Raw genomic sequence first — 13,879 nt, forward strand, 5'->3', positions numbered from 1 at the left:
TGACGTGGCAGGCTTGAGGCCTGCCTCGTGTTGCCCCGCGTCCGTCAAGAAACCCACCGGAGTGCTGACCGTGGATCAGTTGGCCCTGCTGTTCGTGCTGTTGCTCGGGGCCGTGATCAGCGTCCCGGTCGGTGACCGGCTCGGGCTGCCGGCGCCGGTGCTGATGACGGTCCTCGGTATCGTCCTGGCGCTGCTGGAGTTCGTGCCGAACGTCGACATCCCGCCGGAGCTGATCCTCCCGCTGCTGCTGCCACCGCTGCTGTACGCGGCGGTGCGGCGGACCTCCTGGCGGCAGTTCGCGGCCAACGTGCGGCCCATCCTGCTGCTCGCCGTGGCGCTGGTGTTCGTCACCATGGCCTGCGTCGCCGCCATGGCGCACGCGGTCGTGCCGGGACTGCCGCTCGCCGCCGCCTTCGCGCTCGGGGCGCTGGTCGCGCCGCCCGACCCGGTCGCCGCCACCGCCGTCGCGGGACAACTGGGACTGCCGCGCCGCCTGGTGTCCATCCTGGAGGGCGAGGGCCTGTTCAACGACGTGACGGCCATCGTGCTGTACCACGTCGCGATCGCCGCCGCCGTCAGCGGCACCTTCTCACCCTGGCGGGCCGGGCTCGACCTGGTGCTGTCCGCCGTCGTGGCACTGGCGGTGGGGCTCGCGGTGGGCTGGGCCACCAACAAGCTGCTCGGGCTGCTGGGCGAGGCCACGCTCCAGATCGGGCTGACGCTGCTGGTGCCGTACGCCTCCTACGTGCTGGCCGAGGAGCTGCACGGCTCGGGCGTGCTCGCCGTGCTGGTCACCGCCATGTTCCTGGCCGAGTACGCCTCCGACGCCGACGACGTGATGACCCGGCTCGCCGGGCACACCGTGTGGGACGTCGTGGACACCCTCGTCACCGGCGTCGCGTTCGGGCTGATCGGGCTGGAGCTGCACAACGCCGTGCGCACCGCATCCGGACGCTGGGGAGAGCTGCTGGGCTGGTCGGCGGCGGTCGTCGGCGTGGTCGTCCTCGTGCGGCTGCTGTGGCTGCTGCCGGCGACCTGGCTGACCAAGCGGCTGCACGCCCGGCGCGACCAGGACGAGGACATCCCGACGAGCTGGCAGGAGACCGTCGTGATGTGGTGGTCCGGGATGCGCGGCGTCGCCTCGGTGGCGCTGGCGCTCGCCATCCCGCTCCACAGGGAGGACGGAACCCCCTTCCCGCACCGGGACGAGATCGTCTTCATCGCGTTCGGCGTGATCCTCGCCACCCTGCTCATCCAGGGCCTGACCCTGCCGTGGCTGGTGGGGCGGCTCGGGGTGCGGGCCGACACCGAGCGGGAGAAGAGGTACGAGAAGGAACTGGCCCTGCGGGCGGCGAAGGCGGCCAAGCGGCGGCTGCGGGAGATCGAGGCGGTGGAGGACCTCCCCGAGGAGCTGTCCGAGCAGATGATGCGCCGGGCCTTCGACATCGGCGTGCGGATCAGCCCGGACATCGGCGACGAGGAGCGCCGGGAGGCCTACGAGCAGCGGGCGCACCGCGCCAGACGCCTGCGGCGCATCCAGCAGGACATGCTGAGCGCCGCCCGGCACGAGGTGCTGGCGGCGCGCAGCGAGCCGGGCGCCGACCCGGAGATCGTCGACCGCGTCCTGCGCCACCTGGACGTGCGCAGCCTGCGCTGACCGGTGACGACGGGGACCCGCCCGGCCGGCCTGCCGCCCCTCACAGGCCCTTCGCCGGGTGCGGCGGCACACGGCGCGCCGCGCCGTCGCGCGAGGGCTGCCGCGGAAGACCGTCCCGCCTCGGCGGCGAGGCGGCGTCGGCCGTGTTGACCCGGGGCAGCGCGTAGGGGTGCTCGGCCGCCAGCCAGCGCAGCATCTGCTCGCGCACCGTGACCCGGACCGTCCAGACGTCGTCGGCGTCCTTCGCCGTCACCAGCGCGCGGACCTGCATGGTGTTCGGCGTGGTGTCGGTGACCGCGATGTTGTAGTCGCGGCCGTCCCAGGCCGGGCACTCGCGCAGGATGTCGCGGAGCCGCTCGCGCATCGCGTCCAGCGGCGCCGAGTGGTCCAGGTGCCAGAACACGGTCCCCGTCATCTGCGGGCCGCCCCGCGACCAGTTCTCGAACGGCTTCGACGTGAAGTACGACACCGGCATGGTGATCCGGCGCTCGTCCCAGGTGCGCACCGTCAGGAACGTCAGCGTGATCTCCTCGACCGTGCCCCACTCGCCGTCCACGACCACCGTGTCGCCCATGCGCACCATGTCGCCGAACGCGATCTGGAACCCGGCGAACATGTTGCCGAGGGCGGACTGCGCGGCGATGCCGGCCACGATGCCGAGGACACCGGCCGAGGCCAGCAGCGAGGCGCCGGCCGCCCGCATCTCCGGGAACGTCAGCAGCCCCGAGGCCACTGCCACGACACCGACGACCGCCGAGACCGCGCGCATGATCAGCGTCACCTGGGTGCGTACCCGCCGCACCCGTGCCGGGTCGCGCTGGGCGTGGGCCTGGGCGTAGCGGGAGTACGAGGTCTCCACGACCGCCGCGGCGATCCGTATGACCAGCCACGCCGCCGACGCGATCAGCACCAGCGTCAGGGTCCGGCCGATGCCGACCCGGTGCGAGGGGAACACCTGCGCCTCGACGTAGGACGCTCTCAGCAGGGCCGCGCACAGGACGACCTGGTAGGGGACGCGGGCGCGGCGCAGCAGGCCCCACAGCGGTGTCTCGGGGTGCCGGGCGTCGGCCTTGCGCAGCAGCAGGTCGGTGGCCCAGCCCAGCAGAAAGGTCAGCACGAGCGAGCCGCCGACCACGATCGACGGGCGGAGTATGGTCTCCATCCCTCGAACGTAACCGCCGTGGACCGGACTGAACATGTGACATCGGGGACATACCGCGGCGGGAGCGGGATCACGGTGTCGTACCCGGCTGGCACCATGGCCTCATGAACATCGTGCTCTTTCACTCGACCTTCGGTCTGCGGCCCGCGGTGCGGCAGGCCGCGGACCGGCTGCGTGACGCCGGTCACCAGGTGTGGACTCCGGACCTCTTCGAGGGCCGGACGTTCGACACGGTGGAGGAGGGCATGGCGTACCACGAGGAGGTCGGCCGGGAGGAGCTGCTGAAGCGGGCCGTGCTCGCCGCCGCGCCCTACTCCGAACGCGGGCTGGTGTACGCCGGTTTCTCGCTCGGCGCCTCCATCGCGCAGACCCTCGCGCTCGGCGACCACCGGGCGCGCGGCCTGCTGCTCCTGCACGGCACCTCGGACATCGCGCACAACGCCTCGGTGGACGAGCTGCCGGTCCAGCTGCACGTGGCCGAGCCGGACCCGTTCGAGACCGACGACTGGCTCAGCGCCTGGTATCTCCAGATGGGCCGGGCGGGCGCGGACGTCGAGGTGCACCGGTACCCCGGGGCGGGCCACCTCTACACCGACCCCGGTCTGCCGGACTACGACGCCGAGGCCGCCGAGGCCACCTGGCGGGTGGCGCTCGGCTTCCTCGGCTCCCTGGACGAGTCCTGAGGGTTCCGGCTGGACGAGTCCTGAGGCCCCGGCGGATCAGACCGGGTCGTAGGTGCGCTCGACCTTCTGCGTGCCGCTGCGGGTGCGGTAGGAGCGCAGCCAGGACGAGGACGCGTCCGGGTCGGTCTTGTCGGACAGCGCGTAGTAGTCCATCTGCGCGCGTTCGGCGGTGAGGTCGAGCACGCCGTAGCCGTGGCGGTCGGTGTCGACCCAGTGGACGTGCCGGTTGGCGGCGCGGATGACCGGCGCGGCGATCGCGGAGACCGTGCCCTCGCGGACGTTGAGCAGGTCGTCGAGGTTGTCGGAGCTGACCGACGTGACGACGAACTCGGTCGCGGCCGAGCGGGACAGCGGGTAGGTGGCGGCCTTGAACGGCACGTCGTTGGCCCACGCCATGTGGATGTCGCCGGTGAGGAAGACCGTGTTGCGGACGGAGTGCGCCCGCAGGTGGTCGAGGAGTTCGCGGCGGTCGTCGGTGTAGCCGTCCCACTGGTCGGTGTTGATGGCGAGGCCCTCCCTGGGCAGCCCCAGCAGCTCCGCCAGCGGCCTCAGCAGTTCGGCGGGGAGCGAGCCGACGGCGAACGGCGAGATCATCACCGAGTTGCCGACCAGCCGCCAGGTGGTGTCCGAGGCCGCCAGCCCCGCCTTGAGCCAGTCGAGCTGGGCCCGGCCGGTGAGCGTGCGGTCCGGGTCGTCGACGCCGCCGTTGCCGAGGGCGACCTGCTGGGAGCGGTAGGAGCGCAGGTCGAGCAGCGACAGGTCGGCGAGGCGGCCGAAGCGCAGCCGGCGGTAGGTGGTGCCGGCGATCGCGGGGCGGACCGGCATCCACTCGAAGTAGGCCTGCTTGGCGGCGGCCCGGCGGGCGGCCCAGGTGCCCTCGGCGCCCTCGGTGTGGTTCTCGGCACCGCCCGACCAGGCGTCGTTGGCGATCTCGTGGTCGTCCCAGATGGCGACGACGGGGGCCGCCGCGTGCAGCGCCTGGAGGTCCGGGTCGGTCTTGTACGCGGCGTGCCGTACGCGGTAGTCGGCGAGGGTGAGGATCTCGTGGGCGGGCGCGGTCGGGCGGACGACCGTGCCGCGGGTGCCGTACTCGCCGTTGCCGTACTCGTAGATGTAGTCGCCGAGGTGGAGCCAGGCGTCCAGGTCACCGCGGGCCGCGAGATGGCGGTACGCCGCGAAGTGCCCGGCCTCCCAGTTGGAGCACGAGACCACGCCGAAGCGCAGATTGGCCACGTGCGCGTCGGCGGCGGGGGCGGTGCGGGTGCGACCGACGGGGGAGTCGGTGCCGCCGGCGGAGAAGCGGAACCAGTAGTCGGTGGCCGGTGACAGGCCGCGGATGTCCGCCTTGACGGTGTGGTCGCCGGCGGCGGTCGCGGTGGTGGAGCCCTTGGCGACGATCCGGGTGAACTGCCGGTCGGCGGCGACGGTCCAGCTCACCTCGGTGTCCGGGCCCGCCCCCGAGCCGGGTATCGCCTCCGGCGTCGGCGTCACGCGCGTCCACAGCAGGACGCCGTCGGGCAGCGGATCGCCGGAGGCGACGCCGTGCAGGAAGGCCGGGGCGGCGGTGGCGGCCCCGGCGGGCAGCGCCCCGGTGAAGGGGACGGCCAGTACGGCACCGGCCGCCGCGGTCTTGACGACCGTACGGCGGCTCGGGGCGGGGGAGTGGGCCGGGTGGGCGCTCTCGGATGATCTGTGTCGACTGGTCACGAGCGATCAGATTACTGATCGGTAGAACCACGGAGCGGGCGAACTCCCAAAAGTTCGCCCGCTCTTGTGTGGTGCTTCGGCGCGGCGTCACCCCCGGCGGGTCACGCCGACGGCGTCACTTGGTGACGCCCGCGTCCTGGAGTGCCTTCTCCCACTCGGCGACCGTGCTCGGGTTGTTGATCTTCTTGTCGTTGATCTTGATGGACGGGGTCGAGGTGACGTCCTCGGCCTTCTGGAAGGAGTCGCCCATCTTCATCGCCCAGGCGTCGTAGGTGCCGTTCTTCACGGCGTCCTGGAACTTCTTGTTGTCCTTCAGGGCGTCCACCGTGTTCGCCACCTTGATCAGGTAGTCGTCCTTGGCGAACTCGTCGGTCGACTCCGACGGGTGGTACTCCGAGGAGTAGAGCGCCGTCTTGTAGTCGATGAACGCCTCGGGGCTGACGTCCAGCGCGGCGCCGAGCGCGCTGAGCGCGTTCTTCGAGCCCTCGCCCCCGACGTTGTTGTCGATGAAGGTGCCGATGGTGAAGGAGAGCTTGTAGTCGCCGTCCTCCATGCCCTTGTTCACAGCCTCGCCGACGGTCTGCTCGAAGGAGGCGCAGGCCGGGCAGCGCAGGTCCTCGTACAGGTGGACGACGTTGTCGGACTTGGAGTCGCCGATCGTGACGGTCGTGCCGTTCTTGCCGGAGGTGTTGGCCGGGGCGACGACCTTGGCCTCGGCGGCCTTCTCCCAGCCCGAGGGCTTGTTGGCCTGGACGACGGCGTAGCCTATGCCGCCGGCCAGTGCCAGGACCGCGACGATGGAGCCGGCGACGATGACCTGTCGCCTGGCCTTCTCGCGCTTGGCCTGGCGCTCGCGCTCCTGGCGCAGGCGCTCACGGGCCGCCGTCTTCGCCGCCTGGCTGTTCCGCTTGCTCATGGTGAGGGGTCTCCTGGGGACGTGCGCACGGGGTGTGCGCAGGGTGGGTTCGGGGGACTGCTGGTGCTCGGCGTGGAGCCGCCCGGAGGCGGCCGCGGGTCACGCGAGGGCGGCCGAGCGCGGCGGTCCGCGGCGTCCCAGGGAGTGGATGAGGATCCGGTCGCGGGCGGTGACGCCTGCCCGGACCGGGTGGGCCGGCCGGCGCACCGCGACAGCCGGGCGCACGGTGACCGCCGCCACGGCCAGCAGCAGCGGCCGGAACGTGGTCGCGGCGACCGCCCGCAGCAGCTGGGCCAGGGCCCGCTCGCCCCGCCGCAGCCAGGCCGCCGCGGCGAGGCCGACGCCGATGTGGGCGGCGAGCAGCAGCCAGGCCGTGCCCGCGTCGGCCTCGGCGAGCAGCACGGCGAGCCGGTCGCTCTCGGCGCCGGTCACCCGGGCCAGCGGGGCGGCGAAGTCCGCGTGGACGCCCGTGCGGTCGCCGCACAGCACGTCGAGGCCGACCGAGCGCAGCGGGCCGGTGACCGGGCCGCCGGCCCGGCCGTAGCAGACGTGCTGGCCGGTGGTGAAGACCGTGTCGGCGGCCAGCTCCAACGGGATCAGCAGCGCGGCGATCCGGCCGAAGGAGCGCTCCCAGGCCGCCAGCGCGTACGCCAGGGCGAAGACGGCGGCCGCGACCGCGGCCACCGTGGGCAGCGGCAGCGGGACCCCGGACAGCAGCACGTGCGACGCGGTGCTGAGCGTCACGACCAGTGCCGTGAACAGCGCCGCGCGTACGGCTCTGAGCGGGGTCCGGGATATGTCCATACCGAGAGAAGAGTGTGGCACGGGGACCGGTAAAGGACTGCTAAAGCGATCCTGTGCGTGGCCGACGTTACAGACCCGGAATCCGTCCGTTGCGGAACAGGTCCACGAAGATCTGGTGGTCGGCACGCGCGCGTGCGCCGTAGGCGTGCGCGAAGTCGACCAGGAGCGGGGCGAAGCCGTCCTCGTCGGCTGCGATCGCCGCGTCGATGGCCCGCTCGGTGGAGAACGGCACCAGGGACTCGCCGGAGGTGTCGTCGGCCGCCGCGTGCATCGCGGCCGTGGCCCGGCCCAGGTCGGCGACGACCTCGGCGATCTCCTCCGGGTCGTCGATGTCGCCCCAGTCCAGGTCGACGGCGTACGGCGACACCTCGGCGACCAGCTGGCCCGCGCCGTCCAGCTCGGTCCAGCCCAGCCACGGGTCGGCGTGCGCCTGGAGGGCGCGCTGGGAGATCACCGTGCGGTGGCCCTCGTGCTGGAAGTAGTCCCGGATCGCCGGGTCCGTGACGTGCCGGGAGACGGCCGGGGTCTGGGCCTGCTTGATGTAGATCACGACGTCGTTCTCCAGGGCGTCGCTGTTGCCCTCCAGCAGGATGTTGTACGAGGGCAGCCCGGCCGAGCCGATGCCGATGCCCCGGCGGCCGACGACGTCCTTCACGCGGTAGGAGTCGGGGCGGGACAGGGAGGACTCCGGGAGCGTCTCCAGATAGCCGTCGAAGGCCGCGAGCACCTTGTACCGGGTGGCCGCGTCCAGCTCGATGGAACCGCCGCCGGGGGCGAAGCGGCGCTCGAAGTCGCGGATCTCCGTCATCGACTCCAGCAGCCCGAAGCGGGTCAGCGAGCGCGCCATGCGCAGCGCGCCGAGCAGCGGGCCCTGGGCGGTGTCCAGCGTGAACGGCGGCACCTCGTCGCTCTTGGCGCCCGTGGCCAGGGCGTGGACGCGCTCGCGGTACGCACGCGCGTAGATGCCCACCAGCTCGGTGATCTGCTCGTCGCTGAGCGCCTTCGCGTACCCGATCAGGGCGACGGAGGCGGCGAAGCGCTTCAGGTCCCAGGTGAAGGGGCCGACATACGCCTCGTCGAAGTCGTTGACGTTGAAGATCAGGCGGCCGGTGGAGTCCATGTACGTGCCGAAGTTCTCCGCGTGGAGATCGCCGTGGATCCACACGCGCGAGGTGCGGTCGTCCAGATACGGTCCGTGACGCTTCTCGGCCGCCAGGTCGTGGTAGAAGAGGCACGCCGTGCCCCGGTAGAAGGCGAAGGCCGAGGCCGCCATCTTCCGGAACTTCACGCGGAAGGCGGCCGGGTCGGCGGCCAGCAGCTCGCCGAACGCGGTGTCGAAGACGGCGAGGATCTCCTCGCCGCGGTGCTCGTCGCTGAGCTGCGGGACCGGCATCGCTGAGTGCCTCCTGGTGCGGATGGTGCGTGACGGGGTGCCTCTCGGCGGAGGCGGGGCCTCCACCCGGATCAACGTTCGACGGGGCACGGAAAGTGCCCGCGACCCTCCCGAGGAAGGTACGCGGACACGGCCCCGGAGTGTCAGTGCCGAGGCATAGACTTCGAGGCTGTCCCCCCGGGACCGACCACAGCCCGCCGCCCACGTTTCCCAGGAGGCCGAACGTGTCCAAGCCGCCGTTCACGCACCTGCACGTCCACACCCAGTACTCGCTGCTGGACGGTGCCGCGCGGCTGAAGGACATGTTCAACGCGTGCAACGAGATGGGCATGACGCACATCGCCATGTCCGACCACGGCAACCTGCACGGCGCGTACGACTTCTTCCACTCCGCGCAGAAGGCCGGGGTCACCCCGATCATCGGGATCGAGGCCTATGTCGCCCCCGAGTCCCGGCGCAACAAGCGCAAGATCCTCTGGGGCCAGCCGCACCAGAAGCGGGACGACGTCTCCGGTTCCGGCGGCTACACGCACAAGACGATGTGGGCGGTGAACAAGACCGGCCTGCACAACCTCTTCCGCCTCTCCTCCGACGCCTACGCCGAGGGCTGGCTCCAGAAGTGGCCCCGGATGGACAAGGAGACCATCGCCCAGTGGTCCGAGGGGATCGTCGCCTCCACCGGCTGCCCCTCCGGCGAGGTGCAGACCCGGCTGCGCCTCGGCCACTTCGACGAGGCGCTGAAGGCCGCCGCCGACTACCAGGACATCTTCGGCAAGGACCGCTACTTCCTGGAGCTGATGGACCACGGCATCGAGATCGAGCGCCGGGTCCGCGACGGCCTGCTGGAGATCGGGAAGAAGCTCGGCATCCCCCCGCTGGTCACCAACGACTCGCACTACACCTACGCGCACGAGGCGCAGGCGCACGACGCCCTGCTGTGCATCCAGACCGGCAAGAACCTCTCCGACCCGGACCGCTTCAAGTTCGACGGCACCGGCTACTACCTGAAGTCCACGGACGAGATGTACGCCATCGACTCCTCGGACGCCTGGCAGGAGGGCTGCGCCAACACCCGGCTGATCGCCGAGATGGTCGACACCACCGGGATGTTCGAGAAGCGCGACCTCATGCCCAAGTTCGACATCCCCGAGGGCTACACCGAGGTCACCTGGTTCCAGGAGGAGGTCCGCCGCGGCATGGAGCGCCGCTTCTCCGGCCAGGTCCCCGAGGACCGCATGAAGCAGGCCGAGTACGAGATGGACGTCATCATCTCGATGGGCTTCCCGGGCTACTTCCTCGTGGTGGCCGACTTCATCATGTGGGCCAAGAAGCAGGGCATCGCCGTCGGCCCGGGCCGAGGCTCGGCGGCCGGTTCGATCGTCGCCTACGCCCTCGGCATCACCGACCTCGACCCGATCCCGCACGGCCTGATCTTCGAGCGGTTCCTCAACCCCGAGCGCGTCTCGATGCCCGATGTCGACATCGACTTCGACGAGCGCCGGCGCGTCGAGGTGATCCGGTACGTGACGGAGAAGTACGGCGCCGACAAGGTCGCCATGATCGGCACGTACGGCACCATCAAGGCCAAGAACGCGATCAAGGACTCCGCGCGCGTGCTGGGCTACCCGTACGCGATGGGCGACCGCATCACCAAGGCGATGCCGGCCGACGTCCTCGGCAAGGGCATCCCGCTGTCCGGTATCACCGACCCCGAGCACCCGCGCTACTCGGAGGCGGGCGAGGTCCGCTCGATGTACGAGAACGAGCCGGACGTGAAGAAGGTCATCGACACCGCCCGCGGTGTGGAGGGCCTGGTGAGGCAGATGGGCGTGCACGCGGCAGGCGTGATCATGTCCAGCGAGACCATCACCGAGCACGTCCCGGTCTGGGTCAGGCACACCGACGGCGTGACCATCACGCAGTGGGACTACCCGAGCTGCGAGTCGCTCGGCCTGCTGAAGATGGACTTCCTGGGCCTGCGCAACCTCACGATCATGGACGACGCCGTCAAGATGGTGAAGGCGAACAAGGGGGTCGACATCGACCTCCTCAGCCTCCCGCTCGACGACCCCAAGACCTTCGAGCTGCTCCAGCGCGGCGACACCCTCGGCGTCTTCCAGTTCGACGGCGGCCCCATGCGCTCCCTGCTGCGCATGATGAAGCCCGACAACTTCGAGGACATCTCCGCCGTCTCGGCCCTGTACCGGCCGGGCCCGATGGGCATGAACTCGCACATCAACTACGCCCTGCGCAAGAACGGCCAGCAGGAGATCACGCCGATCCACCCGGAGCTGGAGGAGCCCCTCAAGGAGGTCCTGGACGTCACCTACGGCCTGATCGTCTATCAGGAGCAGGTGCAGAAGGCCGCCCAGATCATCGCCGGGTACTCGCTCGGCGAGGCCGACATCCTCCGTCGCGTGATGGGCAAGAAGAAGCCCGAGGAGCTGGCGAAGAACTTCGTCCTCTTCCAGGAGGGCGCCCGCAAGAAGGGCTACAGCGACGAGGCGATCCAGGCGCTGTGGGACGTGCTGGTCCCCTTCGCCGGCTACGCGTTCAACAAGGCCCACTCGGCCGCGTACGGACTGGTCTCGTACTGGACGGCGTACCTGAAGGCGAACCACCCCGCCGAGTACATGGCCGCCCTGCTCACCTCGGTCAAGGACGACAAGGACAAGTCCGCGGTCTACCTCAACGAGTGCCGCCGCATGGGCATCCGCGTCCTGCCGCCCAACGTCAACGAGTCCGAGTCCAACTTCGCCGCCCAGGGCGACGACGTGATCCTCTTCGGCCTCTCCGCCGTGCGCAACGTCGGCACCAACGTCGTCGAGGCGATCATCCGCGGCCGCAAGGCCAAGGGGAAGTACGCCTCGTTCCCCGACTACCTGGACAAGGTCGAGGCGGTCGCCTGCAACAAGCGGACCACGGAGTCGCTGATCAAGGCGGGCGCCTTCGACGAGATGGGCCACACCCGCAAGGGCCTCACCGCGCAGTACGAACCGATGATCGACAACGTGGTCGCGGTCAAGCGCAAGGAGGCCGAGGGCCAGTTCGACCTCTTCGGCGGGATGGGCGACGACAGCGGCGGCGAGCCCGGCTTCGGCATGGACGTGCAGTTCTCCGACGAGGAGTGGGACAAGACCTATCTCCTCGCCCAGGAGCGGGAGATGCTCGGCCTCTACGTCTCCGACCACCCGCTCTTCGGCCTGGAGCACGTCCTGGCCGACAAGGCCGACGCGGGCATCTCCCAGCTCACCGGCGGTGACTTCGGCGACGGCGCGGTCGTCACCATCGGCGGCATCATCTCCGGCCTCCAGCGCAAGATGACCAAGCAGGGCAACGCCTGGGCGATCGCCACCGTCGAGGACCTGGCCGGCTCCATCGAGTGCATGTTCTTCCCGGCGACGTACCAGCTGGTCTCGACGCAACTCGTCGAGGACGCCGTGGTGTTCGTCAAGGGACGGCTCGACAAGCGCGAGGACGTGCCGCGGCTGGTCGCCATGGAGCTGATGGTCCCCGACCTGTCCAACGCCGGCACCAACGCGCCCGTGGTCCTCACCATCCCGGCGACGCGGGTCACCCCGCCCATGGTCAGCCGGCTCGGCGAGATCCTCACCCACCACAAGGGCGACAGCGAGGTCCGCATCAGGCTCCAGGGCCCCACCAAGACGACGGTGCTGCGCCTGGACCGGCACCGGGTCAAGCCCGACCCGGCGCTCTTCGGCGACCTCAAGGTGCTGCTCGGCCCGTCCTGCCTGGCGGGCTGACCACCGGCAGGGGCTGACCGCGCGAAGCGCGTGAGGGGCGCACCCCGTAGCGGGTGCGCCCCTCTCATCTGCCGGGCCGAAAGGGCTTGTTGCCCGGCGGTCAGTTGTGGCCGAAGCGCTTCTGACGCTTGCGCGTGGCGACGTCGCCCGGCATCACCTGCGGGGCCTGCTGCTCGTCCTGCTCCAGCACGGACGGGCGGGCCGCCTGCGAGGCGCGCTCGGCCTGCGGCTGCTTACGCTCACGGTTCTTGTTCTTGGCCATGGTGATCTGCCTCCTGTGGGGGATCTAGGGGCCAGGGCCGGATCAGATCCGCGATCAGATTCACATAGGCCGATAAAGAACGCATGTTGGACAATTACCGTCCGTGACAGGCCTCGTCGGGTCACCCGCCCGGCAAACGCCACGCCGAAGATCGAGTTCGGGCCGTTAACCCCCGCGTGGTCGGGCAGACTCGAAGGAAGCCCGAAGCAAACCTCCCGGAAAGAGGGTGGATCGCGTGGACCGCTGCATCGTCCTGGTGGACGCCGGGTATCTGCTGGGGGCCGCCGCCAGTCTCCTCGCCGGGGAGCCCTCGCGGTCCCGCATTCACGTCGACCACGCCGCCCTGATCCAGGGGCTGCGTGAACGCGCCGAGGCCGACACGCAGCAGCCCCTGCTGCGCATCTACTGGTTCGACGGCGCCCCCGACCGCGTCCCGCAGCCCGAACACCGCCGGCTGCGCGTGATGCCCCGGGTCACCGTCCGGCTCGGCGCGCTCACCCGCAGCGACGGACGCTGGGCGCAGAAGGGCGTGGACGCCGCCATGCACGCCGAGCTGACCGAGCTGGCCCGCAACCGCGCCTGCTCCGACATCGTGCTGGTCACCGGCGACGGCGATCTGCTGCCCGGCATGATGGCCGCCAAGGAGCACGGCGTCGCCGTCCACCTGTGGGCCGTGCAGGCCGCCGACGGCGACTACAACCAGTCCGAGGACCTGGTCGCCGAGGCCGACGAGCGGCGCGTCCTGGACCGTACGTGGATCACCAAGGCCGTCCGCGCCAAGGAGCTGACCGGCGTCTGCGCGCCCCCGCCCGCGCCTCGGCCGGAGATCGCCGCGATCCTCTCCGCGCCGCTGCCCGAGTCGGCGCTCGCCTCCGCGGCCGAGCGGACCGCCGAGGAACAGCCCCACCCGCCCCCGGCCGCCGCCTCCCGCAACGGCACCGAGGAGCGCGGCCCCGCCTCCCGGGGCGTCCCCACCCCCAAGGACCTCGCCGCCCTGCGCGCCCCCGGCACCCAGCACGCCCAGCACCCCACGACCGCCACCCTGCGCTGGTCCTCCGACAAGGGCTGGGTCGACCGGCCCGTCGCCGAGTCCCCCGAGGCCGCCCTGCTGCCGACGCTGGCCCAGCTCACCACGGCCGAGCAGCGGTGGGCCGACCGCGAGGAGGACATCACCACCGTCGGCGGCGACCCCTACGAGGTGGGTCAGGTCTTCGCCCGCCGCTGGGTGGGACGGCTCGGCGACCAGAGCCACCTTCAGAAGCTGACCGCGATGTACCCGCGCGTCCCGCACCGCATCGACGGCGAACTGCTGCGCTACGCCGCCCGCTTCGGACTGCTCGCCCACAAGGACGACCAGATCGACGAGCACGACCGGTACGCGATCCGGGCCGGGTTCTGGCGGGAGATCGGCGTGACGACCGCCACCGAACAGGGTTCCGCCGGAGAGTGACACGAGAGCGGGGCCGGAGCGGGACCCCCGCCGAATCGGCGCATATGGGCCGACCCGAGGGCGGGGCCGCGCGGCGGACCC

Annotated in this window: 10 protein-coding genes; 4 read left to right on the forward strand and 6 right to left on the reverse strand. The window is 71.0% G+C overall.

All coding sequences use genetic code 11. From position 1 onward, the window contains the following. Positions 1–70 precede the first annotated feature (70 nt). Positions 71–1,657 carry a Na+/H+ antiporter gene (locus ACZ45Q_RS10520; protein WP_468257870.1) on the forward strand — a complete coding sequence of 529 codons (1,587 nt, stop codon included), beginning with the start codon at positions 71–73 and terminating at the stop codon, positions 1,655–1,657. A gap of 40 nt (positions 1,658–1,697) precedes the next feature. On the opposite strand, the gene ACZ45Q_RS10525 is transcribed toward ACZ45Q_RS10520, so the two are convergent. Further along, positions 1,698–2,819 carry a mechanosensitive ion channel family protein gene (locus ACZ45Q_RS10525; RefSeq protein WP_468257873.1) on the reverse strand — a complete coding sequence of 374 codons (1,122 nt, stop codon included), beginning with the start codon at positions 2,817–2,819 and terminating at the stop codon, positions 1,698–1,700. Between the two features lie 104 nt (positions 2,820–2,923). On the opposite strand from ACZ45Q_RS10525, the gene ACZ45Q_RS10530 reads away from it, so the two are divergent. Next, positions 2,924–3,502: a dienelactone hydrolase family protein gene (locus ACZ45Q_RS10530; protein WP_468257876.1), complete on the forward strand. Its 579-nt coding sequence runs from the start codon at positions 2,924–2,926 to the stop codon at positions 3,500–3,502. Between the two features lie 36 nt (positions 3,503–3,538). Here the strand turns inward: ACZ45Q_RS10530 and ACZ45Q_RS10535 are convergent, their stop codons facing one another. The 4 genes from ACZ45Q_RS10535 to ACZ45Q_RS10550 form a co-directional block, all read right to left on the reverse strand. Beyond that, positions 3,539–5,209 carry an alkaline phosphatase D family protein gene (locus ACZ45Q_RS10535; protein ID WP_468257879.1) on the reverse strand — a complete coding sequence of 557 codons (1,671 nt, stop codon included), beginning with the start codon at positions 5,207–5,209 and terminating at the stop codon, positions 3,539–3,541. Positions 5,210–5,324: 115 nt separating this feature from the next. Continuing rightward, complete coding sequence (locus ACZ45Q_RS10540) at positions 5,325–6,125, reverse strand: DsbA family protein (protein ID WP_468257882.1); 801 nt, start codon at positions 6,123–6,125, stop codon at positions 5,325–5,327. Positions 6,126–6,224: 99 nt separating this feature from the next. After that, on the reverse strand, positions 6,225–6,929 hold the full coding sequence (locus ACZ45Q_RS10545; protein WP_468257885.1) for a hypothetical protein: 705 nt from the start codon (positions 6,927–6,929) through the stop codon (positions 6,225–6,227). A gap of 67 nt (positions 6,930–6,996) precedes the next feature. Beyond that, complete coding sequence (locus tag ACZ45Q_RS10550) at positions 6,997–8,322, reverse strand: DUF2252 domain-containing protein (RefSeq protein WP_468257888.1); 1,326 nt, start codon at positions 8,320–8,322, stop codon at positions 6,997–6,999. Between the two features lie 224 nt (positions 8,323–8,546). Between ACZ45Q_RS10550 and dnaE the strand changes: the two genes are divergently transcribed. After that, positions 8,547–12,086, forward strand: a complete 3,540-nt coding sequence (gene dnaE, locus ACZ45Q_RS10555) for a DNA polymerase III subunit alpha (RefSeq protein ID WP_468257891.1) — start codon at positions 8,547–8,549, stop codon at positions 12,084–12,086. Between the two features lie 100 nt (positions 12,087–12,186). Here the strand turns inward: dnaE and ACZ45Q_RS10560 are convergent, their stop codons facing one another. Then, positions 12,187–12,348 (reverse strand): hypothetical protein, encoded by a 162-nt coding sequence (locus ACZ45Q_RS10560; RefSeq protein WP_468257894.1) that lies wholly within the window; start codon positions 12,346–12,348, stop codon positions 12,187–12,189. Between the two features lie 235 nt (positions 12,349–12,583). On the opposite strand from ACZ45Q_RS10560, the gene ACZ45Q_RS10565 reads away from it, so the two are divergent. Beyond that, on the forward strand, positions 12,584–13,798 hold the full coding sequence (locus ACZ45Q_RS10565) for an NYN domain-containing protein (protein ID WP_468257897.1): 1,215 nt from the start codon (positions 12,584–12,586) through the stop codon (positions 13,796–13,798). Positions 13,799–13,879: the final 81 nt, after the last annotated feature.

Source organism: Streptomyces sp. NPDC031049, from assembly GCF_055571015.1.